General features: G+C 40.2%; 26 protein-coding genes. 13 read left to right on the top strand and 13 right to left on the bottom strand.

Features of this window, described 5'->3' with window-relative positions; genetic code table 11:
• Positions 1-464: 464 nt before the first annotated feature.
• The 4 genes from B2V92_RS20135 to B2V92_RS20150 all read left to right on the top strand — a co-directional run bounded on the left by B2V92_RS20135 (position 465) and on the right by B2V92_RS20150 (position 5,696).
• A complete protein-coding gene (locus B2V92_RS20135) occupies positions 465-2,252 on the top strand; it encodes a hypothetical protein (protein ID WP_293311606.1) in 1,788 nt (595 codons plus the stop codon).
• A 66-nt stretch (positions 2,253-2,318) separates the two neighbouring features.
• The gene (locus tag B2V92_RS20140; RefSeq protein ID WP_293311608.1) at positions 2,319-4,133 is read left to right on the top strand and encodes a hypothetical protein; all 1,815 of its coding nucleotides are present in this window, start codon (positions 2,319-2,321) and stop codon (positions 4,131-4,133) included.
• Between the two features lie 49 nt (positions 4,134-4,182).
• Complete coding sequence (locus B2V92_RS20145) at positions 4,183-4,740, top strand: LemA family protein (RefSeq protein ID WP_293311610.1); 558 nt, start codon at positions 4,183-4,185, stop codon at positions 4,738-4,740.
• Complete coding sequence (locus B2V92_RS20150) at positions 4,740-5,696, top strand: DUF3137 domain-containing protein (protein WP_293311612.1); 957 nt, start codon at positions 4,740-4,742, stop codon at positions 5,694-5,696. Before B2V92_RS20145 ends, B2V92_RS20150 begins: the two co-directional genes overlap by 1 nt.
• A 78-nt stretch (positions 5,697-5,774) precedes the next feature.
• Here B2V92_RS20150 and B2V92_RS20155 read toward each other — a convergent pair whose 3' ends face one another.
• From B2V92_RS20155 to ypfJ, 7 genes are all read right to left on the bottom strand, one after another.
• On the bottom strand, positions 5,775-6,140 hold the full coding sequence (locus tag B2V92_RS20155) for a response regulator (RefSeq protein ID WP_293311614.1): 366 nt from the start codon (positions 6,138-6,140) through the stop codon (positions 5,775-5,777).
• An 18-nt stretch (positions 6,141-6,158) separates the two neighbouring features.
• Positions 6,159-6,743 (bottom strand): chemotaxis protein CheB, encoded by a 585-nt coding sequence (locus tag B2V92_RS20160; RefSeq protein ID WP_293311616.1) that lies wholly within the window; start codon positions 6,741-6,743, stop codon positions 6,159-6,161.
• Positions 6,728-7,546, bottom strand: a complete 819-nt coding sequence (locus B2V92_RS20165) for a CheR family methyltransferase (protein ID WP_414691906.1) — start codon at positions 7,544-7,546, stop codon at positions 6,728-6,730. Before B2V92_RS20165 ends, B2V92_RS20160 begins: the two co-directional genes overlap by 16 nt.
• A 3-nt stretch (positions 7,547-7,549) precedes the next feature.
• On the bottom strand, positions 7,550-7,921 hold the full coding sequence (locus tag B2V92_RS20170; RefSeq protein ID WP_293311618.1) for a response regulator: 372 nt from the start codon (positions 7,919-7,921) through the stop codon (positions 7,550-7,552).
• 16 nt (positions 7,922-7,937) lie between these two features.
• On the bottom strand, positions 7,938-11,528 hold the full coding sequence (locus B2V92_RS20175) for a response regulator (protein WP_293311620.1): 3,591 nt from the start codon (positions 11,526-11,528) through the stop codon (positions 7,938-7,940).
• 18 nt (positions 11,529-11,546) lie between these two features.
• Positions 11,547-12,680: a hybrid sensor histidine kinase/response regulator gene (locus tag B2V92_RS20180; protein ID WP_293311622.1), complete on the bottom strand. Its 1,134-nt coding sequence runs from the start codon at positions 12,678-12,680 to the stop codon at positions 11,547-11,549.
• Positions 12,681-12,784: 104 nt separating this feature from the next.
• Positions 12,785-13,627 (bottom strand): KPN_02809 family neutral zinc metallopeptidase, encoded by an 843-nt coding sequence (gene ypfJ, locus B2V92_RS20185; RefSeq protein ID WP_293311624.1) that lies wholly within the window; start codon positions 13,625-13,627, stop codon positions 12,785-12,787.
• A 183-nt stretch (positions 13,628-13,810) separates the two neighbouring features.
• Between ypfJ and B2V92_RS20190 the strand changes: the two genes are divergently transcribed.
• Both B2V92_RS20190 and B2V92_RS20195 read left to right on the top strand, forming a co-directional pair.
• Positions 13,811-14,488 carry a hypothetical protein gene (locus tag B2V92_RS20190; protein ID WP_293311626.1) on the top strand — a complete coding sequence of 226 codons (678 nt, stop codon included), beginning with the start codon at positions 13,811-13,813 and terminating at the stop codon, positions 14,486-14,488.
• 2 nt (positions 14,489-14,490) lie between these two features.
• A complete protein-coding gene (locus B2V92_RS20195; RefSeq protein ID WP_293311628.1) occupies positions 14,491-14,889 on the top strand; it encodes a hypothetical protein in 399 nt (132 codons plus the stop codon).
• A gap of 88 nt (positions 14,890-14,977) precedes the next feature.
• Here B2V92_RS20195 and gltX read toward each other — a convergent pair whose 3' ends face one another.
• On the bottom strand, positions 14,978-16,486 hold the full coding sequence (gene gltX / locus B2V92_RS20200; RefSeq protein WP_293311630.1) for a glutamate--tRNA ligase: 1,509 nt from the start codon (positions 16,484-16,486) through the stop codon (positions 14,978-14,980).
• Positions 16,487-16,712: 226 nt separating this feature from the next.
• Between gltX and B2V92_RS20205 the strand changes: the two genes are divergently transcribed.
• The 3 genes from B2V92_RS20205 to B2V92_RS20215 are packed head-to-tail and all read left to right on the top strand — an operon-like array spanning position 16,713 to position 18,823.
• Complete coding sequence (locus B2V92_RS20205; protein WP_293311632.1) at positions 16,713-17,921, top strand: sensor histidine kinase; 1,209 nt, start codon at positions 16,713-16,715, stop codon at positions 17,919-17,921.
• Positions 17,902-18,411 carry a DinB family protein gene (locus tag B2V92_RS20210; protein WP_293311634.1) on the top strand — a complete coding sequence of 170 codons (510 nt, stop codon included), beginning with the start codon at positions 17,902-17,904 and terminating at the stop codon, positions 18,409-18,411. The genes B2V92_RS20205 and B2V92_RS20210 overlap by 20 nt, the downstream gene beginning before the upstream one ends.
• The gene (locus B2V92_RS20215) at positions 18,401-18,823 is read left to right on the top strand and encodes a hotdog fold thioesterase (RefSeq protein WP_349681442.1); all 423 of its coding nucleotides are present in this window, start codon (positions 18,401-18,403) and stop codon (positions 18,821-18,823) included. The genes B2V92_RS20210 and B2V92_RS20215 overlap by 11 nt, the downstream gene beginning before the upstream one ends.
• Before the next feature lie 56 nt (positions 18,824-18,879).
• Here the strand turns inward: B2V92_RS20215 and B2V92_RS20220 are convergent, their stop codons facing one another.
• The gene (locus B2V92_RS20220; protein ID WP_293311636.1) at positions 18,880-19,245 is read right to left on the bottom strand and encodes a DUF6249 domain-containing protein; all 366 of its coding nucleotides are present in this window, start codon (positions 19,243-19,245) and stop codon (positions 18,880-18,882) included.
• A gap of 229 nt (positions 19,246-19,474) precedes the next feature.
• Here B2V92_RS20220 and B2V92_RS20225 point away from each other — a divergent pair, with 229 nt between their 5' ends.
• From B2V92_RS20225 to B2V92_RS20240, 4 genes are all read left to right on the top strand, one after another.
• Complete coding sequence (locus B2V92_RS20225; protein WP_293311638.1) at positions 19,475-20,041, top strand: Crp/Fnr family transcriptional regulator; 567 nt, start codon at positions 19,475-19,477, stop codon at positions 20,039-20,041.
• 70 nt (positions 20,042-20,111) lie between these two features.
• On the top strand, positions 20,112-20,432 hold the full coding sequence (locus B2V92_RS20230; protein ID WP_293311640.1) for a DMT family transporter: 321 nt from the start codon (positions 20,112-20,114) through the stop codon (positions 20,430-20,432).
• A gap of 451 nt (positions 20,433-20,883) precedes the next feature.
• Positions 20,884-21,465, top strand: a complete 582-nt coding sequence (locus B2V92_RS20235) for an RNA polymerase sigma factor (protein WP_293311642.1) — start codon at positions 20,884-20,886, stop codon at positions 21,463-21,465.
• Complete coding sequence (locus B2V92_RS20240) at positions 21,462-21,941, top strand: anti-sigma factor family protein (RefSeq protein ID WP_293311644.1); 480 nt, start codon at positions 21,462-21,464, stop codon at positions 21,939-21,941. The genes B2V92_RS20235 and B2V92_RS20240 overlap by 4 nt, the downstream gene beginning before the upstream one ends.
• A 211-nt stretch (positions 21,942-22,152) precedes the next feature.
• Here B2V92_RS20240 and B2V92_RS20245 read toward each other — a convergent pair whose 3' ends face one another.
• From B2V92_RS20245 to B2V92_RS20260, 4 genes are all read right to left on the bottom strand, one after another.
• Positions 22,153-22,680 (bottom strand): RBBP9/YdeN family alpha/beta hydrolase, encoded by a 528-nt coding sequence (locus tag B2V92_RS20245; protein WP_293311646.1) that lies wholly within the window; start codon positions 22,678-22,680, stop codon positions 22,153-22,155.
• Positions 22,681-22,776: 96 nt separating this feature from the next.
• Positions 22,777-22,968: a cold-shock protein gene (locus tag B2V92_RS20250; RefSeq protein ID WP_010599196.1), complete on the bottom strand. Its 192-nt coding sequence runs from the start codon at positions 22,966-22,968 to the stop codon at positions 22,777-22,779.
• 104 nt (positions 22,969-23,072) lie between these two features.
• Positions 23,073-23,999, bottom strand: coding sequence for a hypothetical protein (locus B2V92_RS20255; protein ID WP_293311653.1), 927 nt, complete (start codon positions 23,997-23,999; stop codon positions 23,073-23,075).
• 59 nt (positions 24,000-24,058) lie between these two features.
• Positions 24,059-24,303, bottom strand: a 245-nt coding sequence (locus B2V92_RS20260; protein WP_293311655.1) for a phosphodiester glycosidase family protein, incomplete at its 5' end; no start/stop codon positions are given.

Consider the following 24,303-nt stretch of genomic DNA (forward strand, 5'->3'; position numbering starts at 1 on the left):
CATTGCGAGGAACGAAGCAATCCTACAACTATGGGTGGGTAAATTTCGCATCTAGCGATCTTTGTAAGATTGCTTCTCCGAAATCGGAGCAGGCTGTCGGCTGAAAAAGCCTTCTCGCAATTACGACTCTTCTCTGGAGTTTGTCAATGGACGCTGCCGAAAAATCTTTCTTGAGATAGATCTCTCCACTCCAATACGTTCCGGTCGAGATAACGGCATTAGCCACCTAGCCCTTGGCGAAGCGGTACCCTGCAGGCTGGAGGCACGACGGCCGAAGCGTACAAGCGAAGCAAAGGAACAAACATTGTTATTTACACTGCCCCTGCGCTCCAAAAACAATTTAACAATCAAGCCATTTAGCAATATCTATCCTTTGGTCTTTCTACTTTGGTCTTTAGTCTTTCCGCTTTCTATCAAAAAACCTTTCTCCTTCCCATCTGTTACCTATCGATAAGCCACTAATAATGACAGCTCAACGAAAACACAAAATCTGGACCTGGATAGGAAGCATCCTAGGTATACTGGTACTAATTGTTGCATTTGGTGCCATGTTTTTAAGTGCACGGTGGAAACCCATACTTACCGAAAAAATAAAGGATGGCGTTTATAATGGTTCGCATCATTTGTACCGCATCGACTTTAAAAGCATTAACCTGAATGTAATTACAGGCAGTTTGGCCCTGCGTGATGTTACTTTAACACCCGATACTTCAGTTTTCGATAGCCTCAAAAAACAACAGCTTGCGCCGGCACACACCTTTGAGCTTAAATTAAAGAAATTACAGATCACCAGGGTTGGGATACTAACGGCTTATTTTAAAAAACGGGTAGATGTAAGCGAAATCCTGTTACAGCAGCCATCCATCAATATGATTTTTAACAAGGTGAAGAAGAAAACAGATACTGTAAAAGATGAAAAATCGCTTTACGAACAGATTTCTAAAACCTTTAAATCGGTACATGTTAAAAGCATTAAAATTGTGGATGCCGATTTCGACTACATCAATAAAACCGCAGCAAAAAAGACTAAAAACGCTATTAAACACCTTGATATTACCGTTACCGATTTCCTTTTAGATTCGTTATCGGGCAACGATACCTCGAGATTTTATTATACCAAAGAAGTTTCGTTTCAGCTCGCCGGTTACAAATCGGTTACCAAGGATAAAATGTACTCGATGAAGGTTGATACCATCAAAGGCTCTACGGCATCGAAAAAAATAACAGTTAAGGGTTTTAAATTAACACCGTTGTATGATGAACTTACTTTTGCCCGCAAATACAAGATCCAGAAAGACCGCTATAATTTGACCTTTGAAAAGGTAGAGTTTAATGGGGTAGATTTTATTGGTTTAAATACCGACCAGCAGCTGCATGCAAAATCGTTAAAAATCGGTCCGGCCAATGTAGCGGTATTTATGAGCCGCGAATCGCCGCCCCCACCGGGTTTTGATAAAGGCCAGAACTACCCCCACATGGCCTTAAAAAGGTTAAACATTCCTACCCTGATTGATACGATAAAACTGAGGAATGTAAATGTAAAATACTCGGAATTTAATCCGGCGAGCAAAAAAACAGGATCGGTTGATTTTAAAGCCCTTACTGGTAACATTCTAAATGTAACCAATGATAGTATACAGCTTACCAAAAAAAACCATGCGCTTGCCGATTTAAATACCCTTTTAATGGGCGTGGGTAAACTGAACGTTAAAATAGATTTTAACCTTACGGATAACAATGGTGCATTTACCTACAGCGGCAATATGGGCAAATTCGACCTCAAAAACTTAAATCCTTTGTCAAAAACGTTGGGATTGATCGAAATAGAAAGCGGCGACATACAGCACATCGATTTTAAAGCGAACGGAAATTTACGGTCGGCAACCGGATCGATGAACATGCTGTACAGTAATTTAAAGGTTAAACTGCTATCGGATAACATTGATGGCGAAGGCACAAAGAAAAAGGGGTTTTTATCTTTTCTGGCAAACGCCATTTTGGTTAAAGATGAAAATCCACAGAAAGGCGAAGCGCCCAGAACAGCAAGCATGACCAATGCAAGGATTAATTCGGCCTCGTTTTTTAACCTGATGTGGAAAACCGTTTTTGTGGGCATAAAAGATATTGTTGGCGTGGGCATAGTGCCCGAAAAAAATCCGGTAAAACAGCAAAAGGTAATTGCCAAGAAAATAAGGGAACAGAAACGGGAAGAAAGAAAAGCCGCCAGAAAAGCAAAGCATGAAAAAAACTAATGCACATTTCTAAAATATACCATATAACCGTATATTGCTGATAAAACCACAGCATGCCCGTTTTTAATGCCTGATACTAAAAGATACCGTTACAAAGTTTTTAAATGGATTGCGGGCATTTTGCTTGGTATATTTATTCTACTTGCCGGTATAACATGGTTTCTTAATGTAAAATCGCGACCGATATTAACAGACAGGATAAAAACACTGCTTTATAAATCGACTGATAGTTTATACACGATAAGTTTTACCACAGTATCAACCAATGTGGTTACGGGCAACGCCACTTTACAAAATGTAAAAATTACGCCCGATACCAATCGGTTTAAACAATTAATTGCTTTAAAAAGGGCGCCCAACAACCTTTATACAATTTCTTTAAAAAAATTGGTGGTAAAACGGTTCCATCCTTTAACCCTTTACCGCGAAAGAAAACTCCAGATCGAAGAAGTTATTTTTGATAAACCGGAGATAAGTATGGTTAACCAACAGTTTGCCTTTAACGAAGGCCGTGCGCCACGACCGATTAATTCGCCATATGATATCATTTCCAAAAACCTGAAAGAGTTTAGCATTAAAAGTATCCGTTTTAGGGATGTAAGTTTTAAGTACGTGAATAAAAACGTGCCCAATTCCGTTCCTTTCGATATCGACGACCTGAATATTACCTTAACGGATCTCCTCGTTGATTCTACTTCTGCCGAAGACCCGAAGCGTTTTTACCTGCTAAAAGACATTGTAATCAACCTGAACAACTACGTTTACCACACACCGGATAAAATGTATGATATCAAATTGGACAAACTTGATTTCAGGGCCACAACCGGCAAATTGAGGGTCAACAGTTTTGCCCTTGTACCGCAATATGATGAAATGAAGTTCGGTAAAGTGGCAGGATATGCCCGCGAACGTTTTGATATCGGCATGAGGGATATTATGCTCAACGGCATCGATTTACCGCTATATATCAGCAAACAGGAACTTTGGGCAAAGGAAATGGCCATTTCTAACGGTTATATATCCGTTTTTAACCAAAACGGAATCAAAAGTAAACCCCAGGAAAGCAAAATCGGTAAATTTCCGCATCAGCTTTTGCAATTGCTTAAAGCACCCATTTTGGTACAGAAAATACAGCTGAAAGATGTAAATGTTAATTATGCGGTTTATAATAGCGCCAGCAACCAACGCGGACGGATCAGTTTTGAAAACACTTCGGGAATTATAAAAAACGCCACCAATCTGGATAAAATCAAGGCCATAAACCCCATTATGGAAGTTAACCTGAATACTTACCTTTTCGGACAGGGAAAACTCGATGTAAACTTCAAATTTAACCTTACCGCGAAAGATGGGGAATTTTCTTATAGTGGGGTGCTCCATAACTTTAATGCAAGGGTTTTAAACCAGATTACCAAACCACTTGGCCTGGTTCGGATAAACCGTGGCAGTGTTGACAAACTGAAATTCGATTTTAAAGCGAACGATTTGGGCGCAAATGGAAAGGTCGCTTTTTCTTATTACGACTTATCAGTTGCATTGATGAAGAACGATCCGACAAAAGATCATCTGGTTACGCGTGGTTTTCTTTCTTTTTTGGCCAATGCACTTATTATTAAATCTGAGAATCCCGGCGCAGATGGCATATTGATCCCGGTGGATGTTAACTACAGCAGACCTGCCAATACTTCGTTTTTTAACCTGATATGGAGAAGCCTTTTTACCGGCATAAAATACAGCATCGGCATTACCGAAGAAAAACAAAAGGAAGTACGCAAACATATCGCCAATTTTAAGGCTATGCGGGCCAGCCATAATTTAAGGGTACAAAAAAGAATGGAGCGCCGTTTGAAAAAAGAACGCGAACAAAACGAAAAACGTTAGGTTTTGTAACCTTTTCTTATATTTATTCTCTAAATCCAAACGCTAAATTATGATCATCGTTATTATTATTATTGTAGTTGTAGTCCTGATCGGTATTTTCTTCTACAATTCGCTAATCGCAAAGAAAAACCAGGTTACCAACGCCTTCTCGGCCATTGATGTAATGCTTAAAAAACGTTTCGATCTTATCCCCAACCTTGTTGAAGTGGTAAAACAATATACCAATTACGAGCAGGGAACCCTCACCAAAATTGTTGAGTTAAGATCGAGGGCAGCTTCAGGAAACATCAGCAATGCTGAAAAGGCCGAATTAGATGCCCGGTTAAGCAGTAGCGTAAAAGGCTTGATGGTAAACGTAGAAAACTACCCTGATTTAAAAGCCAATACCAATTTTATCAACCTGCAAACCACCTGGACAGAAAGCGAAGAGCAGATTGCAGCAGCCAGAAGAACATACAATTCGGCTGTTACAGATTATAACAATTCAATTATGATGTTCCCGGGCAGTCTTTTTGCAGGCATGTTAAATTTCCAGCCTATTGCTGTATTAGAAACTGCTGCAGAAGAACGTAAAAACATCAGCGCCAAAGAGCTTTTCAATAATTAATGGCGCAAACCGTTGAAACGAATGTGGCCCTGCAAAATGTATTGGCCACAATAGAAATTGAGCGAAAAAAAATCGCCTCAACCCAAACCAAAGGGTATCTTTTTATTGTCCTGGGTATTGTTGTGGGTGTGGGCGGTTCGATATTGGGGTTTCCCATCCCCGCTATTATCGTTGGGCTAATCCCTTTTGTTTATGGCGGTATCCTGCATTACAAAATCAGCGCAAACCTAACAGCCTATAAACAGGCTTACAAACAGGATGTAGTTGGTGCTGCACTTAAATTTTTAGACGAAAGCCTAACCATCCAGCCTTCAATGGGAATACAGGCACAGGAGTTTGTTTACACCCAACTTTTTACACAGGAACCCGATCGCTACAATACCGAAGATCTGGTAAATGGAAGTGCTGGTAAAACAGGCTTTTATTTTGCAGAAGTACATGCAGAGTATAAAACGGTTACCCAAACCAAAAACGGAACGAGGACGGAATGGCACGACATTTTTAAAGGAATTATCTTTGTAGCAGATTTTAATAAAAACTTTAATGGCATTACCATAGTAAGACCAAAAGATTTTGGTGCAGCATTTGGCGCTTGGTTTTCGAAAAATATTTTCTCTTTTGGTGGCAGCGATGTGGTTAAACTGGAGAATACGGATTTTGAAAAAACTTTTGTAACCCATGGATCAGATCAGGTTGAAGCCAGATACATTCTTACCCCAGCCATGATGGAGCGGATATTAAACCTGAACCATCAATCTAAATACAATATCAGTTTATCCTTTATCGGATCGAGGATGCATATTGCATTTCCGCTACAAAGAAATTATTTTGAGGCACCGGTTTTTAAATCTTTAATGGACCCATCTACCGTGAATGAAGATATTGCTGTAATTAAATTCATGTACGATATTGTTAAAGAACTCGATCTGAATACAAGGATTTGGGGGAAGGCGTAAAAGATTGACCAACTTCCGAAGTTTAATAAGGCCAAGAGGCGGGGGAACTTCGGAAGTTAGCAAAGGCCCTATCCTAGACTAACTCAAATGTTTTTTTACAATTTCTTCGAGCGCGGCAATATCAAAGGGTTTAGATAAATAGCTATCTGCACCAGCTTCATCTGCAAGGGATGAAATATCGTTGTTTGCCGAAAAGTAAATTACCGGGATGTGTTTTAAATCCGGATGACTTTTTAATGCTTTTGTAGCCTGTATACCACCCAGATCGGGCAGCCAGTTATCCATAAAAATCAGATCAGGCATGTACTCTGCTACCTGCTTTTCAATATTATTGGCATTTTCGGATGTTTTGATTTCATACCCGGCATCTTCCAGAATAAATGTACATAAATCAAGGATATCCCTGTTATCGTCAAAAACAAATACCTTTTTTGCAACTGTCATATTACCTCCGAAAGCAAATTAACCATTTAAATTATTTATAAAATCAGCCATCTCATAGCTGTCCAATATTACATGCGGCTTTACACTTAGTACGGCCTGTTGGGGCATGTACGGCATTATGGCTGTATTTGGATTTTGTATAACCACTTTACCCCCATAATTGTTTACACTTTTTAATCCTTCTACCCCATCCGCATTCGATCCGGAGAGTAAAATACACACCGCCTTTTCTTTAAACACCTCTGCTGCAGCCTGAAAGGTAACATCAATCGATGGTCGGGAGTAATTCACTTTTTCCGAATAATCAAACGAAATAGTGCCATCTTCCTCAATTAGCGTGTGGTAATCAGCCGGGGCAATAAAAACCTTACCAGGCTTTAAAAATTCTTTTTCTTCTGCTTCGCTAACTTTTAACTGGGTACGGCTCTGCAACAGATCGGTTAAAAGCGACTCATTACTGGCCTTGCGGTGTACCACCAATACAATCGGAAAATTGAGATCGTTCCTTAAACCGGGGAAAATTTCGAGCAGCACATCCAAACTACCGGCCGAGCCTCCGATAATTAATGCCGCACAAGATGTAGAATTTATAGTTTGCGCCATATTTTCTCCAGTCTTACGCGTTTATACTCTTTGGCTTTTGGCCAAAACTCTAGGCTTTCCTTGCTTCCCAGAGCAAGATAGCCCAAATTTTCGATGCTTCCATCAAATAAGTTAAATACCTTGTGCTGTAGCTCCTTATCGAAATAGATTAATACATTACGGCATAAAATGAGCTGAAATTCGTTAAAAGAATGGTCAGACACCAGATTATGTGTAGAAAAAATCATCTTACTGCTTAAAGTCTCGTCGAACTTGGCCAGCGAATAATTTGCAGTATAGTAAGTAGAAAAATCCTTTAAACCACCCGATTGCAGGTAATTTTCGGAATACTGTTTCAGGTAATTGAGCGGAAACATGCCTTTTTTTGCCTTTTCCAAAACAGATGGGTTAATATCGGTAGCATAAATAAGCGATTTACCGAGCAGGTTAAGTTCCTTTAGCACAATGGCAAGCGAGTAGGCTTCTTCTCCCGTAGAACAGCCTGCTACCCATATCCTGATAAAGGGATAAGTGCCCAAAACCGGGAGTACATCATTGCGGAGTGCCCTATAAAACGAAGGATCGCGGAACATTTCGGTAACATTAACCGTAATTTCTTCCAGAAACCTTTTAAAATACTGCTTATCGGTTTTAACGGTATAGCGGAATTCGGCAAAACTTACAAAGTTATCCAATGCGTAAAGGCGCGTAATCCTCCTTTTAATCGATGCATGCGAATATTCGAGAAAATCGTAGCCGTGAATTTCCAGAACATCGTTCAACAGGAGTTCTACCTGTTCGTTATCTATTGCATCATTTATCACTATTTATTTTGTAAAGTTTTCAATCTGGATCAATAATTCGTCAACATTTATCGGTTTTGAAACATAGCCCGATGCTCCTGCAGATAAACAACGTTCCCTATCGCCCACCATGGCCTGTGCCGTTACGGCCAGCACGGGAATATTCTGCATTTTGGCCGATTTTTTCATGGCGGCAATCGCCTGGTAACCATCCATATCGGGCATCATCATATCCATTAAAACAATGGCAACGTTATCTTGCTTCTCCATAATGGAAAAGCCATCTTTGGCACTTATAGCAGATAAACAATCAAAACCTTTGGCCTTTAAAACAGCTTTTAAAGCGAAAATGTTTCGGTTATCATCATCAATGATGAGAATTAATTTTTGAGGCATAATTAATAAAAATGGATTATGATTTATGGTGGTTTTCGTAAAGCCAAACACGTAGTAATGAGATCAGCTGATCCATATCAACCGGTTTGCTGATATAATCAGAAGCGCCCGCAGCAATGCATTTCTCGCGGTCGCCCATCATCGCCTTGGCCGTTACAGCTAAAATAGGCAGGTTCCGGTATTTGATATCCTGCCTGATGGCTGTTGTGGTTTCGTAACCATCAAGCTCTGGCATCATCATATCCATTAAAACCACATCAACTTCGGGGTTTTCGTTCAATAACTTTAACGCCTCTTTACCATCGGTTGCGGCAATTACCTTCATTTGGTGCTGTTCGAGCATTTTGGTAAGCGAAAAGATATTCCGCACATCATCATCGGCAACCAGAACAGTTTTGCCAACCAATACATCCTGCAGTTCGGAGAATTTTTTAGGCGCTTTATTTTTTTCCTTACTTTTTTCTTCAACCAGGTGAAGAAATAATCCTGCTTCATCCAAAATACGCTGGTAAGAATGCGCTGTTTTTACCACGATAGAATCGGCATATTGTTTAATGCGGTTTTCTTCGCCTTTTGAAAGGTTTTTTCCTGTAAAAATAATGATCGGAAGGTTTTCCAGTCCGGGGGTCTTCTTTACTACCTCCAAAGTTTCGTAGGCATGTTTGTCCGGAATACCCATATCCAGGATCACACAGTTAACCTCTGGTTTATGCAATGCCGAAACACTTTCCTGTACCTGGTTTACAATTTCCGTCTGGATATTAAAGTTGCTTAAAAAGTAACTCAATGCCTTGGCATGCTGTTCATTTTCTTCAACAATGAGCACTTTTTTAGGGTGGCGGCTTAACGCATGCTCCAGTTTAGAGAAAATCTCCTGCATGTGTTCAAAAGCAAATGGTTTGTTGATAAAATCTACCGCTCCTTTTAACAAACTTTCTTTTTTAACCTGTAATGATGACATGATGTGTACAGGAATCGGTCGGGTTGCAGGATCAGATTTCAGCTCCTCCATTACCTGCCAGCCATCTTTAACCGGTAGCTGTATATCGAGCAGAATGGCCAATGGTTTATAACTTTTCGCCATTTCTATGCCCACATCACCACGAACGGCAACTAAACCTTTGTAATTTCTTTTGCGCGTAAAATCTAAAAGTGTTTTGGCAAAAGGGGTATCATCTTCAACGATCAAAATTACCTTATCATCAGGCTGTATATTATCGCGGTCGTCTTCAATTTCCTGCGGAATATTTGCTACGGTTAAATTACTTGCTTTTTTAACAGCAGGCTCGGCCACCGGTGCTATCACTGGTTTCTCGAAATTGGAAACAACACCATCAAAACCTTTGTTTTTATCAATCGGCAGGGTTAAGGTAAAAATACTGCCTTCACCCTCTGTACTTTTTAAATCGATGTAACCACCCAATAATTTGGCCAGTTCGCGACTGATTGATAAACCTAACCCGGTACCGCCAAATTTACGGCGGGTAGAGCCATCTGCCTGTTGAAAGGCTTCGAACACCATTCCCTGTTTATCCGGCGCGATACCAACGCCTGTATCCGTAACCTTGAATACCAAAGCGCCCAATTTGTCATTTTTACTGATGTTGAGCGTTACCGAGCCTACGGTAGTAAATTTAATGGCATTTGATAACAGGTTTTTGATAATCTGCTCTAAACGCATTTTATCGGTATGGAAAAACTCGGGCACTTCTGCCGATTTATCGACAACAAAATTGAGGTTGCGCTCTTTTGCCAGCGGATTAAATAACGAACGCATGTTTAGGATGATCTCATCGATTTTGATGTTCGCCCTATCCAGTTCCATTTTACCGGCCTCTATTTTGGAAAGATCCAGAATCTCGTCAATCAAACTCAATAAACCCTGACCCGAGCTTTGGATCACTTCGGCATATTCCTGGTGTTCGCGATCCATGGCTTCATTTTCGGCCATTAAACGCGAGAGCAACAAGATAGAATTAAGCGGTGTACGCAACTCGTGCGACATATTGGCCAAAAACTCCGATTTATATCGGGTACTCAGTTCCAAAGCTTCTGCTTTCTGTTGTATTTCGATATTGCGCTCTTCAATCAGTTCATTTTTCTCTTCAAGCAAACTGCTTCTTTCTTCCAGTTCCTGGTTGCTCTGCAGCAACTCTTCCTGCTGTACACGCAATTCTTCTTCGCTGGCCTGAAGTTTCTGTGCCTGTGCTTCCAGTTCGGCATTTAACCCTTCCAACTCGTTGTGCTGCACCTGTAATTCTTCCGATTGTGCCTGCGTTTCTTCCAACAATTGCTGCAGTTTCTGACGGTTCTGTGCGCCCAGCAATGCCGTACCTACATCAGACGATACCAGGTTTAAAAAGTGTAGTTGCAGGTCGCTATAGTTGCCAATAGTACCCAGTTCTAAGGCGCCGATAGAAATTTCGTTCCTGATAATCGGCAATACGAATAACTGGGCCGGTTTAATATTTCCTGTTGCATGTGTAATTGTTAATTCGCTCTGTGGTACATCATCCAACAGAATCGTTTTGCCTGTTTTAACCGCCTGACCGATCAATCCCTGCCCAATTTCGAGGGTTTCGGTTAAATTTTGACCTTTTAAAGCATATTGACCTTTTAAATGCAGGTAGCCATCATCTTTAAACAGATAAAGCGCACCGATCTGGCTTTTGGTATAGTTGGCCAAAAATTCGATAATGTCTTCTGCCAAGTGGAAAACATCTTTTTCGCCCACCATTTTTACGTTCAGATTTGCTACTCCGGTTTGCAGCCATTCGTTTTCTTCGAGGGTATCGAAAGACTTTTTCAATGAACTCGACATGGTATTGAGCGATACAGACAGCTCGCCGATATCATCCTGTGTCTGGCTATCGAGTTTTACGCCATAGTTACCGTTCGAAATCTGATAAGCGATTTCTTTAATGGCCACAATGCGTTTCTCCATTTCATATTTTTTATCCTCAATTTCCTTTTGGAGTTTAACGCGTTCATCAAAATCAACCGACACCTTTCTGTAGAAAAACAAAGTGATCAATATGGCCAGAACAGCGGCAATCAGAATCAGGATTGGCGTATATGAAGTAAGTTTGTTCAATTCTACAGTCCGCGTTTCGAGCAACCTACGCTCCTCTTTTACCATGCGGTTAACCACACCACGCGCCTGGTCCATATAGGTTTTACCCTGTAAAAGCACCGTTGGATCGATTTGGCCGCCCAATGATTTTATCTCTATGGTTGAAGTAATGATACTCAGCCTGCGTGACAGGATATTTCTCAGTTCAGCAACATTTTTCTGCTGGATCGGGTTGTCCTTGGTCTGCACTTCAATACGATTTAGCGTAGCCATAGCAGTATCGGTTGAGCCGTAATAAGGTGCTAAAAAGATCTTATTTCCGGTTAAAAGATAGCCTCTTTGTCCGGTTTCTGCATCTTTTAAGGTCGAAATTACCCCTTCGGTATTCAGGATCACCTCATCGCTATGTTTTACCAGTTCGGTACTTTTAATCAGGTTGCTAATGCTTACATACGAAGCCAGCGAGCTGATGAACAGAATAATTAGCGATAAGCCGAGGCCCAAACGTAAATTATTTTTAAGAGTTGTTTTCATTATTTGGATTAAGGATAATTAGATCTGGTTTTTAAGGATTTCTGCTTCGGTGGTGGGAACGATAAAATAAAATTCGGATCCTTCGTCGGGCACACTGTTTACCCCAATGGTGCCACCATGGCGGTTGATAATTTCAGAACAGATGTATAAACCAATGCCCAGGCCGTTAAAGCGGTTGCTATTTTCTTCTACCCGGTAAAATTTATCGAATATTTTGCTCTGCTGCTCCTTGGAAATACCAATACCGAAATCTTTTACGGCGAGGTAAAGTTTTTCGTCTTTGATATTGATGGTTACATTAACCTGATTGGTGCCTGGTGCATATTTAATGGCATTGGTAATAAAATTGATGACCACCTGCTCCAGACGCATTTCGTCGCCAAAAATGTACTCGTCCGATTTGCCGATCTTAGTGATTTTAAAATCGGGGTTTGATTGCTGCAGCATCTCGATGGCATTGTTCACCATGTTATCAGCACAAAAGCTTTTCATGTTAAACTTCATCTTACCGCTTTCAATTTTGGAGATATCGAGCAGATCAACAATCAGGTCGTTCAGTTTTTCGAGCTGGATGCTGGCTTTTTCGAGGTGGTTTTGGGCCATTGTTTTATCGTCCCTGTTCAAACTTCTCTGCAACAGCTGGATATAACCTTTTACACTGGTTAAAGGGGTTTTTAATTCATGACTGGCAATGCTGATAAATTCGTCTTTTTTATGCTCGGCCTGCTTTCGGAACTCGATTTCTTCGAGCAGTTTTTCCTGTACTTCGTTCAGTTTTCTGTTCTGCTCGTAAATGCGGTAAAATGTTTTGATTTTAAGCAACAGTACATTGATATCAACCGGTTTGGTAATGTAATCCAAACCACCGCTTAAATATCCTTTGGTGATAAATTTAAGTTCGGTATTTACCGCCGAAAGGAAAATAATGGCGGTATCTTTAGCCTTGCTGAATCCCGAAATGGCCTCAGCCACCTCGAAGCCATCCATATCGGGCATCTGTACGTCGAGAATAATCAGGACATAATTATTTTTTAGCACTTTTTTCAGTGCCTCTTCGCCAGATGATGCGGTATCAACTTCAAAATTGTGTGCCTGTAGAACTTTTTGTAACGAGATCAGGTTTTCAGGCCTGTCATCAACTATAAGGATCATCTTTATTAAAACAAATAAGAAGCCGGGATAATTATGTTTGGTTCAGAGATAAAAATCTCATTAACTGTAAACAAACAACAGTGTTTTAAAAAAGTTTTAATTTTTTATAAATTATTTGAATTGAAGGTATCTCCCTGTTTAATATCACCGGTTTCGAAGCCTTTTTTAAACCAGTATACACGTTGTGCAGATGTGCCATGGGTAAAGGAATCAGGCTGAACATCGCCAGTGGCCTGTTTTTGGAGTTTATCATCGCCAATGGCATTGGCAGCGGTTAAGGCTTCTTCAATATCGCCTTCATCGAGTTTAAAATCTTTAAGGTTTTGTGCGTTATGCGCCCAAAGACCGGCAAAAAAATCGGCCTGTAATTCTAGTTTAACGGATAGACGGTTGTATTCTTTTTCGCTTACATTGCCACGCGCGCGATCGAGTTTTTCTGAAATGCCCAGTAAATTCTGTACGTGGTGACCAACCTCATGCGCAATTACATAAGCCTGCGCAAAATCACCGGCAGCACCGAAACGGTTTTTAAGTTCGTCATAAAATGAAAGATCGATATAAACTTTATGGTCGCCGGGGCAATAAAAAGGGCCAACATTGGCGCTGGCATTTCCACAGGCCGTTTGCACCGCCTCACGGAACAATCTTAATTTAGGGTATTCATATTCCCTGCCCATTGCCTGAAACTCTTTATCCCAAACCTGCTCGGTAGATTCTAAAACTCCTGAAACAAACTGCGCCTGTGCATCATTTGCAGGTACGCCCTGTTTTACTTCTTCAGTTCCGGTAGTTGCCGGAATCTGGCTTACCAAACCGGTTAAATCTTTCCCGAAAATTAATCCAAGTACCACGATGATAATACCGATGCCTCCGCCCAAAGCGGTTCTGCCCCCGCCTCCGCTTCTGCCATCTTCTACATTATTACTGCCTTTACCAAACCACTGCATAGTTTATATTTTAAGTTTAATCATTAACCTTATCAACGAGCCAATTGTTGGAATAAATGTAGAAATATTTTTGTTGATTTATTCTTTTGGGTTTGGCAAAAAAAGCTCTTTATTCTTAAAAGTATTCGTTAATTTTAAAATATCCCTAACCAATTAAACAATAATGAATTAGCAAGTTCTATTATGATTAACACATGGGAAGTACTTAAACATGGGGAAAGATTAATTTCGGCAATAGAAACCCCACCAACTACAAGAGACTTATCTTTTAATCACACGGTTACTCCTGCATTTGATATGCTTTTTGTTCAGCGTCCGAATGGGAATTATATTTTGCTCATTTATATGAGGATAAAAATAATTTATATAGATCGGGGCAATCAGTATTGGAGCTTTCTCGATAAAGATAACTTTGAGAAGAACTTCAGGGAGAAAATAAATAAAAAATGGGGTGCGTCAAATATCAAAATACTATCTAGGTTGGCAAGTAGAAAAAACATTTCATTAGAGTTTAGATTTTCATTTAATAAAATTGGGGTATTCACATATAATCACTGGACTTTAAATGTGATTAAATTGAGAAAAGACGAATGGGCACAGAGTTTTGTTACAAGCAGCTTAAGAACCGGCAATTTTGACACTAATGATTTTGATTATGTTAAAAAAAGTCCTAAAACTTATCAAAGAGGGGCTGTTCATGAGTTTGGACATATGCTAGGATTAGATGATGAGTACAATTCAGGAGTTTTTATTTCGGACCTGAAGTCCATCATGAATTCGGGGGAAACAATCAGACAGAGGCATCGTGCAATATACATGCCATGGCTAAATAAAACATTAAGAGAAAAAAACATCCACTAACTATGAAAGCAAAAATATTCTACATTATATTTTTATTCCTGAATATGTCTTGCCAACAAAATAAAGAAAAAACAATGGCATCTGATAAAAACATATATATTTCCTTTAACACGCAGTGGAACCAGCTAAAAAATGTAAAGGATAGCAAAAATGAGAAAGAACTGGTTATTAAGCTTATAAAATCAATACAGGAAAAAGGTTATGGAATAACCAATCCAACCTATGTAGACCATAATGGAAAAATAACCCCGCTGACTAGTATTTTTGATGATAAAAAGCCAGAATTATTAAAAGGGATTAGTATTGAGATATTAGATAGAAAAGGGATATACCCTAACGAAAAGCTTGGCAACTGGAAACCTATTGACTATAAGTCTGCTTTGTTATTGCTACAAGAATAACCGTATTTTTTAAACTATAAAACAGAATTAAATCAAGAAAGAGATTATCGTTGTTTTATAAGACAACCTCTTTCTGTGCAATATATATTTAGCTATTAAAAACAGCAATTGCTTTTTCTATCCTTGCTTTGGTTTCTGCAACGCCCAATAATATGGCAATATCAAAAACACCCGGCCCGAATTTACCACCCACCAACATAATGCGGAACGGCAACATCAATTCTCCAGGTTTAAATCCTTTTTCTTCTGCCAGGGCTTTAAAAGCGGCTTCTGCAGTAACAGCGTCGGTTAAGGTTAAACTTTCGGCAAAAGCATTAAAAAATGCTGCTTTTTCTGCTGTCCATTTTGGTTTTACCGAATTTACGTCATATTCTACCGGCGAAGCGAAGAAATAACTGCTCTGTGCCACAAAATCAGGCAATAAGGTACAGCGGTCTTTAATTAAATCGATAACGGTGTTTAAAAATGCGTCATCACTAATCTCAATGCCTGCTTTTTCGAGCTCGGTTTTAACGCCTGGCGCTAAGCGCTCGGCGCTCTGCGATTTAATCCACTCGTGGTTGTACCATTTAGCTTTTTCGAAATCGAATTTAGCTCCCGCTTTACTGATTCTTTCTATAGAGAATTTTTCTTCCAGTTCTTTTAATGAAAACAGCTCCTGGTCGGTTCCATCGTTCCATCCCAAAAGCGCCAGCATATTGATAAAGGCCTCGGGCATAAAACCCATTTCTTTAAAGCCTTTGGTAACATCACCGGTTTTAGGGTCGATCCAGTTCATAGCATAAACCGGGAAACCTAGGCGGTCGCCATCGCGTTTACTCAATTTTCCGTGTCCATCGGGTTTTAAAATCAATGGCAGGTGTGCCCATGCAGGCATTTCTGCTTCCCAGCCTAAATATTTCCAAAGTAAGATATGCACCGGTGCAGATGGCAACCACTCTTCGCCCCTAAAAGCATGACTGATTTCCATCGCTTTATCATCAACCACAACAGCCAAATGATAAGTTGGCATCCCATCAGCTTTTAACAATACTTTATCATCAACCAAAGAGGTTTCGAAACTTACATCACCACGGATCAGGTCTTTAAAATGTACGATTTCATCAGCTGGCACTTTAATGCGCACTACATGTGGTGTTTTCGCTGCCAATAACTCCTCCACCTCACTTACGGTAAGGGTTAAAGAGTTACGCATTTGCATACGTGTAGCCTGCCCGTATTGGAAATTCGGGATTTCTTTACGTTTGGCATCCAACTCTTCAGGAGTATCGAAAGCATAATAGGCATAACCATCGCTGATCAGCTGCTCAGCAAATTTGCCATAGCTAGGTTTCCGTTCGCTCTGACGGTAAGGCCCATAAATACCGGGGTTACTCGGACTTTCATCGGGTGTAATACCGCACCAGTTTAAACAGTTTACAATATATTCTTCGGCACCTTCTACAAAGCGGTTCTGATCGGTATCCTCTACACGGAGCACAAACGTTCCGTTATTTTTTTTAGCGAACAAATAATTGAACAAAGCGGTGCGCACACCACCTAAATGCAAACCTCCGGTTGGGCTTGGGGCAAATCTTACTCTAACTTTTTTATCCATGATTAAGCAAAGAGCAGAGGGTTAAAGGCTTAGGGCAATGGTATAATCCATGCTCAAAGCGCAGCGCACTATGCTCGGCACAAAGATATGTTTTTCATCCATTTTATAGTGCCCGCATCTGTGATGAAGCTGTTATGATTTCATAAATGATTGCTTTAAGGTTTTGAAAAAGCATAATGGTTTTGTGTTTTTTTCGTTTTGTTATTGTAATTTGGCTAGCTAAAGCATGAATCCTTATCAAAAGAAACGCCGCTGGAAGTTTTTCCTTCTCATTTTTGCCATCCTAATTGGCATTGCATCAGTATTTTACACCGATTCTTTTGTTAAAAAAATGGAACGCGAGGAAGCCGACCAATTTCACCTCTGGGTTAAAATACAGGAAAGGTCGATGTTTCTTTACGACAACGATGATTATAGAACGGTGGTTGAAACGGTGAGAAAAAACACCAAAACACCGGTAATCATGACCGATTCGGCAGGAGTTATTACCTCTTTTAATGGTTTGGACAGTACGAAAACAAATTACCCGATTTCTGATCCGAAGCTTACTTACGATAGTCTTTATTTTGTTCGCCAGTTAAGGCAGATGAAAGCACAGCATCCGCCTGATGAGATGAATATTTTCGGACTGAAATTTAAAGCTTACTACCGCGATTCTTTCATTTTAACACAGTTAAGGTATTTCCCTTACATCCAGATGGGCGTAATATTCCTGTTCCTTTTAACGGCCTATGCGGCATTCAGTTCAGCCCGCAGGGATGAGCAGGACCATGTTTGGGTGGGACTTGCAAAAGAAACGGCACATCAGCTGGGTACGCCGATATCGTCGCTAATGGCCTGGACAGAGCTGATGAAATCTAAATTCGATGCGGAAGACGATCCTTTGATCGCAGAAATGGAAAACGATATTAAACGCTTAGAGATTATTACCGACCGTTTTTCAAAAATAGGTTCAAAACCGATACTGGAAGATCATACTGTATTTATCGTGATCAGCGATTTTATCCGGTATTTTAAAGTGCGTACTTCTGATAAAGTTAAATTCAGCATTACCGGCGACGAACAGGTAAGAGCGATGCTAAATGTGCCTCTATTTGATTGGGTAATTGAAAACCTGCTAAAAAACGCGGCCAATGCCATCGAAAATGAAGGATCGATTTCCATCAATATTATAGAGAATCTGGCCAAAGAACAGGTATTTATTGATGTTAGCGATACCGGAAAGGGTATTCCACGTTCAAAATTCGATGCGGTTTTCCAACCAGGTTATACCACGCGTAAACGTGGCTGGGGCCTTGGCCTATCGCTAACCAAACGTATTGTGGAGAACTACCATAGCGGCGAAATTTTTGTAAAGGATTCGGAGCTGGGCAAAGGCACCACTTTTAGGATAATATTAAAAAGCAGTTTACGATATGAACCGACCACAGCCTAACGAATATCCGATTTGGGGCGAAACCTACATCAGCAAAGTTGACAGGGAAATTTTCGAGATTTTAAACGATCAGGTAGAAAGTCTACCCGCTTTATTCAGGAGAAATGCCGACAAAGCAGATTACGCTTATGCCGAAGGAAAATGGACCTTAAAAGAAATGCTGGGCCACATTATTGATGCCGAACGTGTTTTTGCTTACCGCATTACCTGTTTTGCCCGTAATGAGCAGCAGCATTTACCAGGCTTTGAAGAAGATGATTATGTGGAGAATGCCCGTTTTGGGCAGCGCGAACTGGAAGATTTAATCGAAGAATTTGCAGCATTGCGCAAGGCAAACCTTTATCTTTTTAATTCTTTAAACGAAGAAGAGCTGAACAGAAAGGGAATTGCATCAGGCAGGGAAATTAATGTAAAATCTATTCTATTTATCGTTGGCGGACACATTATGCACCATGTTTCCATTTTAAAAGAACGTTATCATGTGGTTTAAGGATTTTACGGTTGAGGATTTAAATAACCGCCCAAAAAACCATTTGGGTGCTTTGCTCGATATCCGTTTTACCGAAATAGGTGAAGATTTTCTTGTTGGCACTATGCCTGTTGACGAACGTACACACCAGCCTGCGGGCATATTGCATGGAGGTGCTTCGGTTGTTCTGGCCGAAACCCTGGGCAGCATTGCTTCTTACATGTGCATCGATCCTGAAAAGTATGTTGCCGTTGGTTTAGAAGTAAATGCCAACCATTTGCGCCCCGTAAAAAGCGGTTTGGTAAAAGGCATCTGCAAACCCCTACATTTGGGTGCCAAAACACAGGTTTGGGAAATTAAGATTTACGATGAACGCGGCAAAATGAACTGCATTAGCCGTTTAACTGTGGCGATTATCAATAAACCGCAGTAAAAGAGAAGTCAAGTTTACATAGCCATTTTGCTATTAAAAATTGACTTCTCTGCTATTTAAAGCAATTTATTATTATCCAGCCATTTCTTCTCAACAAGGTACGAAACAATTAAGCCCAACCCGCCAAAGATACCGATAAAGCCAAAATATACAGCTACGGCCTGTCCTTCTTCGCCGTGTGTCATTTCGCGGCCAAATATGCCTCTAACAACAAATAAAGCCACCAATAAACCCACGCCCAAGCCAACCAATAGTAATCCGAACTTTAAACTTAAAAAGGGTTTTGGTGTTGCTTTGTGGATCCCCGGATCGATTCCCCGCTCGATCATTGCCATTTTCTCCTTGTTTGATAGATAGCGTATTCCAAATACCATTGCAAATGCACCTAAAAAAAGTGAGATGGGAACTAATATACCTTCCATGATTATAATTTTTTAATTTGTAAATATTTTATCTGTTTATTTGAACCGTGTTCTGTGTATTATGACTACATGTTTTTTAATCAGGTTACACCCTGTGGTAAAAATGTTCAATAATCAATTTTCAATGACCAGGCCACAGTTGCAGGAAAATATTTAATGATCAAACCTGCAATAAATAATTAGCCAATACAGTTAAAACATTCCTATTTTTGTTTCATAGCCTTTGATTTTGATTGAACAACTCAGAAATATAGCCGTTTTTGCCTCGTTAAGCGATAGTTCGTTGCATGAGCTGTCTAAACATATGGAGCTTGTTAAACACCCAAAAGGTGCTATAATAATCCGAGCGGACAAGGTAGAACCCAATTTCTTCGTTCTTGAAAAAGGCATTGCCCGGGCGTATTGCAATGGCGAAAACCAGGAGATTACCTTTTGGTTCGGACAGGCCGGAAATGTACTTTTTTCGTTTAACAGTTACATCAACAACCGGCCAGGTTACGAAAACGTTGAGCTTTTAGAAAACAGTACTTTAATACAGATGAGGTTAAACGATCTCTTTTCCCTTTACGAACAGAACCTCGAAATTGCCAACTGGGGCAGAAAAATTGCAGAGCAGGAACTGATTGCCACCGAAAAAAGATTGATCGACAGGGCTTTTAAAGGTGCTGCAGAGCGTTATCAGGAATTTATAACACAATCGCCCGAGCTGAACAAACGGGTGGCTTTAAAACACATTGCCTCGTACCTTGGCGTAACCCAGGTTACCCTGAGCCGTATTAGAGCTGCCTGCAAATAGGTTCATTTTTTTAACATTTGTAAAATGTTGCCCGGTAAATGTGCCGTAATTTTGTACAAACACATTTATTATGAACTGGATTATCTTAATTATTGCCGGTCTTTTCGAAGTCGGCTTTACCACCTGCCTTAAATTATCGAACAATTTCTCGAACATAAAATGGAGCGCAGCATTTTTCGTATGCATCGTTTTAAGTTTCCTGTTGCTAAATAAGGCTACGCAAACCCTGCCAATGGGAACAGCCTATGCTGTTTGGACGGGTATTGGAGCCGTTGGCACCGTAATTATCGGCATTACCTGTTTTAACGAGCCGGCAACCTTTTGGCGGATATTTTTTATCTGCACACTCATCGGATCAATTGCCGGTTTAAAATTTTTTGCTTCGCATTAGTGCGGCTCACTTCCGAAGTTTATCGGGGCCAACGTGTTGGCAAAACTTCGGAAGTTTAAGGGGCAAAAATATTTTTTGGAGCGCAATGCCTCTACAAGTAACTAAATTGGTTCCCGTGTTGCGCTTTTACCCTTCGGGTTTCATTCTTCAACCCTGCAGGGTAGCGCTTCACCCGGGGCTAGTTTTCAGATTCAGTGTTAATAGCCAGGTTTAAATACAGGCCACAGTAATATAAACCTGATGGCAGCGGCAGCTCCGAAGTATGAGGGGCTACAGCGAACAGCAGGACTGCAGCCGCCAAGAAAAACAGACCCTTCATTTCCAAAAAAATACAACAATTTAATCAAGCCTTCTCCACTAGATTCTTCGTAGACTCAGAATAACAATAAATAATTAAAAATGATGTTCCACGTGTAACCTACTTATCTTTGATGTAGTCTTAAAGCTAAACATGGAGCAAAAACTTACCGATTTAGCACTGATACAAAACGTATTGAACGGGCAAACCGATCAGTATGCGCTGTTGGTTAAACGCCACCAACGCTTTGTATTTACGCTTGCTTTAAGGTTTGCAAAAAACAGGGAAGATGCCGAAGAAATTGCCCAGGATTGTTTTGTAAAGGCATATAAAGCACTAGGCACTTTTAAGCAAACAGCTAAATTTAGTACCTGGCTGTATACCATTACCTATACTACAGCTATGACTTTTTTGCGGAAAAGCCGCTTGGATACTTCCTCAATACATGATGAAAGCACTATTTTACAGCTCGAGAACCATACTTCGGGTTTTAATGCCAACGGATACGAAAAACAGGACAGTCATGCTTTTTTAAATATAGCCATTACCCAACTTTTGCCCGATGATGCTGCCATTATTACCCTTTTTTACAAAGGCGAGCAGAGTTTGGAAGAAATTGGCGAAGCCCTGCACATGGAGCCCAATACAGTAAAAGTAAAATTGCACCGGGCAAGGCAAAGGCTTAAAGAAAAATTACAATATTTGTTAAAAGACGAAGTAAAGGAGTTACTATGAATGCAATAGAACAACAGCTTTGGGATTATATAGATGGCAATTTAGACGGATCGGCCCAAAAAGCTATCGAAGAAAAAATAGCATCTGATCCTGAAATTAAATCGCAGTACGAAGGTCTGTTAAAACTTAATTCGGTTTTTAGCGAGCTCGATCTGGATGAACCATCGATGTCTTTTACCCGGAATGTGATGGAAAGCGTAGCATTGGAGCCTACACCTATAGCCCTGAAAACCCGGGTTGATAAAAAGATTATTTATGGCATTGGTGGTTTCTTCGTGATCTCTTTATTAGCCCTATTCGGTTATGTGCTATACAATTCGAACATAAGCCTGCCTAAGTTTGACCTGGACGCCAATTTAAACTTTAATTTAGATAAATATATTACGCCAACTGTGCTGTATAGTTTCTTATTTGTTGATCTGGCAATTGGATTGGTATTTCTTGATCAGTTTTTGAGGAAAAAGATACATAAATAAAAATAGTCGTCATCTCGACTGAAACGTCCCGAATATTCGGGAGAGAAATCTGACTAGGTGGATCTCTCGACTACGTTGCACTCCGCTCGAGATGACGTAATTAGGGTAGTTAAGCACATATAAACTACGGCTAATTATTTTTCCCGCAGATCAAAACGATTTACGCTGATTGATTTTGATCTGCGTTTTCCGCGAAATCGGCGGGAGCCTTTTAACCCAACGTCTTCAAAATCGCCAATCCTTCTGGCCATTCGCCAAAACCGGCATCGGCATTAATGTGCCCGGCTTCTCCGATATTGATGAATTCGCTGCCCCAATGTCTGGCAAAAAATTCGGCTCTTTCTAAAGTTACCCACTCATCGTTTGTACTGGCCACCACAACGCTTTTGAAGTTTATTTTATCCAAAGGCACGCCATCAAATCCCGGTGTATCAAAATTGTATTTTGGTGCTTCTAAATCGCTTGGCGCAACCAGTAAAGCACCTTTAACCTGCTTTTGATAAGTTTTTGCCCAATTGGCAATGGCTGTACAGCCCAAACTGTGGCCGATTAAAACCACCTCGTTCAAATCGTAACCATCAAGTGCCGCTTCTATGTTTTCAATCCAATCTTTATTGGCCGGGGCATCCCACTCCTTTTGGTTAATGCGTGTAAAGTTTCCCCCTGATTTTTCGAAGTGGGTTTGCCAATGGTTCGGCCCTGAATTACCCAGGCCTGGAATAATAAAATAGTGGGGCATAAAAGCGGAAAATGGATTATAAAATAGATGATACTTACGACAAAAAACAAAAAAGCCCCGACGTAATCGAGGCTCATTGTAAATATGATAAATAAATTAAATTACTTTCACATTAACGGCGTTTAAGCCTTTTTTACCGTTAGCAACTTCGTACTGTACTTTGTCGTTTTCACGGATTTCGTCGATAAGACCTGTTGAATGAACAAAAATTTCGCTATCGCCATTCGCAGGGATAATAAAGCCAAAACCTTTAGTTACATTGAAGAATTTTACTGTGCCTTCTTGCATTGTATTAAATATTAAATTAAGTATGCAAGGTAAGTTTTAATTTTTAAAATCAAAATAAAATTTTAACATTTTTTTAACGTTAAAATTTTGTAAACATCAGATTATTAAGGCTTTTTACTTGCCTTACCAATCATTGTCAAAGTAATTTCACTATTGTGGGGCACACCTAAAGTTGTTCCCGGAGCCACGTTAAAAAGGTTCCGAACGTAGATATCGGCAATGCCCTGGGCCACCTTCTTTTTGGCCTCCGCGTTTTCAGGCAATACGTTATAAATGGTTTTTACATGTATCCCTCCCTGAAAATCTACCACGGCAGCAACCTGGTAAGCAAAATCTTTATACGCTTTATCAATCCTGATAATATACTGTGGGAACATGTAATCGTAAGCTTCTGTTCTATTGTTTGCCCGATCTACCGTACTGATTTTTTCTACCCTTGCAATTTTGCTTTTTGTAATAAACTGTACCGGATCTGTAGCCGCAAAAGCACTATCGCTATTAAGGTTTACTTTGGCAGAACGTTTTTCGATAAAAGCCGTATCGGCCCTGGTTGGTTTTTGCAGGTCTTCTGCTTTGGCCTTTAACTTATTTTTAATGTAATCCTGCGCATAAAAAGTCATATATACATCCGAACGCACATCAGAAGCGATTACTCTCCCATCAACCTGTATCCGTTGGAAAACCAGACTATCCTTACTAACATGTTTTACCTTAAAAAATTCAGCAGCGAAATTATATACATTTCCATGATCGTATTGCATGTAAAAATTCTGCATCCTGTGTTTCTGTGGGCTCCATGCCGACATGGTATCTTCTTTAACCACTTCGATTATCCAGGAGGGTTTCTGCATAAAACCGTCCTGATTAAAAGAATATCCATCTTTAAACCGGCGTTTTACTTCAACATAACGGATGCCTTTAACCGGTTCGAAAGTAAAATCCCTCAAGGTTGGGTCGCTGGTTTTGGTACCCATTTTACAGGCACCGAGCAAAAGCACAAAAAAGGAAAGGTATATTGTATTTTTAATCATTTCAACAAAAATCTTGGGCTAAAATAAGTTTTTTTAAGCAGTGTTGCTTTCACGGGTTTCTATCTTTTGGCCTGTTTCTTTACCAATATCACATTGGCCACCTTCCGTTGCCCTTCGTGGTCCCACTTTTTATTATCTGTTGGATAATTGATTACACCGCCATCGGGCATTCCATTTACCCATAGCGTGGTAGAGCCCCCACCATCAAAGTTTATTGCTGTGCTACAGCCCAGCCAGTGCATTAATTTGGTAAGCTCGAACAAACTCATTCCGGCAGAATTATCGTTTCTGCCATCAACGGTTA

This window comes from Pedobacter sp. UBA5917 (assembly GCF_002432345.1).
Lineage (GTDB): Bacteria > Bacteroidota > Bacteroidia > Sphingobacteriales > Sphingobacteriaceae > Pedobacter.

Coding starts and splice junctions, on each gene's coding strand:
- B2V92_RS20135 (WP_293311606.1), top strand. CDS start 465: ATGACAGCTCAACGAAAACACAAAATCTGGACCTGGATAGGAAGCATC.
- B2V92_RS20140 (WP_293311608.1), top strand. CDS start 2,319: ATGCCTGATACTAAAAGATACCGTTACAAAGTTTTTAAATGGATTGCG.
- B2V92_RS20145 (WP_293311610.1), top strand. CDS start 4,183: ATGATCATCGTTATTATTATTATTGTAGTTGTAGTCCTGATCGGTATT.
- B2V92_RS20150 (WP_293311612.1), top strand. CDS start 4,740: ATGGCGCAAACCGTTGAAACGAATGTGGCCCTGCAAAATGTATTGGCC.
- B2V92_RS20155 (WP_293311614.1), bottom strand. CDS start 6,140: ATGACAGTTGCAAAAAAGGTATTTGTTTTTGACGATAACAGGGATATC.
- B2V92_RS20160 (WP_293311616.1), bottom strand. CDS start 6,743: ATGGCGCAAACTATAAATTCTACATCTTGTGCGGCATTAATTATCGGA.
- B2V92_RS20170 (WP_293311618.1), bottom strand. CDS start 7,921: ATGCCTCAAAAATTAATTCTCATCATTGATGATGATAACCGAAACATT.
- B2V92_RS20175 (WP_293311620.1), bottom strand. CDS start 11,528: ATGAAAACAACTCTTAAAAATAATTTACGTTTGGGCCTCGGCTTATCG.
- B2V92_RS20180 (WP_293311622.1), bottom strand. CDS start 12,680: ATGATCCTTATAGTTGATGACAGGCCTGAAAACCTGATCTCGTTACAA.
- ypfJ (WP_293311624.1), bottom strand. CDS start 13,627: ATGCAGTGGTTTGGTAAAGGCAGTAATAATGTAGAAGATGGCAGAAGC.
- B2V92_RS20190 (WP_293311626.1), top strand. CDS start 13,811: ATGATTAACACATGGGAAGTACTTAAACATGGGGAAAGATTAATTTCG.
- B2V92_RS20195 (WP_293311628.1), top strand. CDS start 14,491: ATGAAAGCAAAAATATTCTACATTATATTTTTATTCCTGAATATGTCT.
- gltX (WP_293311630.1), bottom strand. CDS start 16,486: ATGGATAAAAAAGTTAGAGTAAGATTTGCCCCAAGCCCAACCGGAGGT.
- B2V92_RS20205 (WP_293311632.1), top strand. CDS start 16,713: ATGAATCCTTATCAAAAGAAACGCCGCTGGAAGTTTTTCCTTCTCATT.
- B2V92_RS20210 (WP_293311634.1), top strand. CDS start 17,902: ATGAACCGACCACAGCCTAACGAATATCCGATTTGGGGCGAAACCTAC.
- B2V92_RS20215 (WP_349681442.1), top strand. CDS start 18,401: ATGTGGTTTAAGGATTTTACGGTTGAGGATTTAAATAACCGCCCAAAA.
- B2V92_RS20220 (WP_293311636.1), bottom strand. CDS start 19,245: ATGGAAGGTATATTAGTTCCCATCTCACTTTTTTTAGGTGCATTTGCA.
- B2V92_RS20230 (WP_293311640.1), top strand. CDS start 20,112: ATGAACTGGATTATCTTAATTATTGCCGGTCTTTTCGAAGTCGGCTTT.
- B2V92_RS20235 (WP_293311642.1), top strand. CDS start 20,884: ATGGAGCAAAAACTTACCGATTTAGCACTGATACAAAACGTATTGAAC.
- B2V92_RS20240 (WP_293311644.1), top strand. CDS start 21,462: ATGAATGCAATAGAACAACAGCTTTGGGATTATATAGATGGCAATTTA.
- B2V92_RS20245 (WP_293311646.1), bottom strand. CDS start 22,680: ATGCCCCACTATTTTATTATTCCAGGCCTGGGTAATTCAGGGCCGAAC.
- B2V92_RS20250 (WP_010599196.1), bottom strand. CDS start 22,968: ATGCAAGAAGGCACAGTAAAATTCTTCAATGTAACTAAAGGTTTTGGC.
- B2V92_RS20255 (WP_293311653.1), bottom strand. CDS start 23,999: ATGATTAAAAATACAATATACCTTTCCTTTTTTGTGCTTTTGCTCGGT.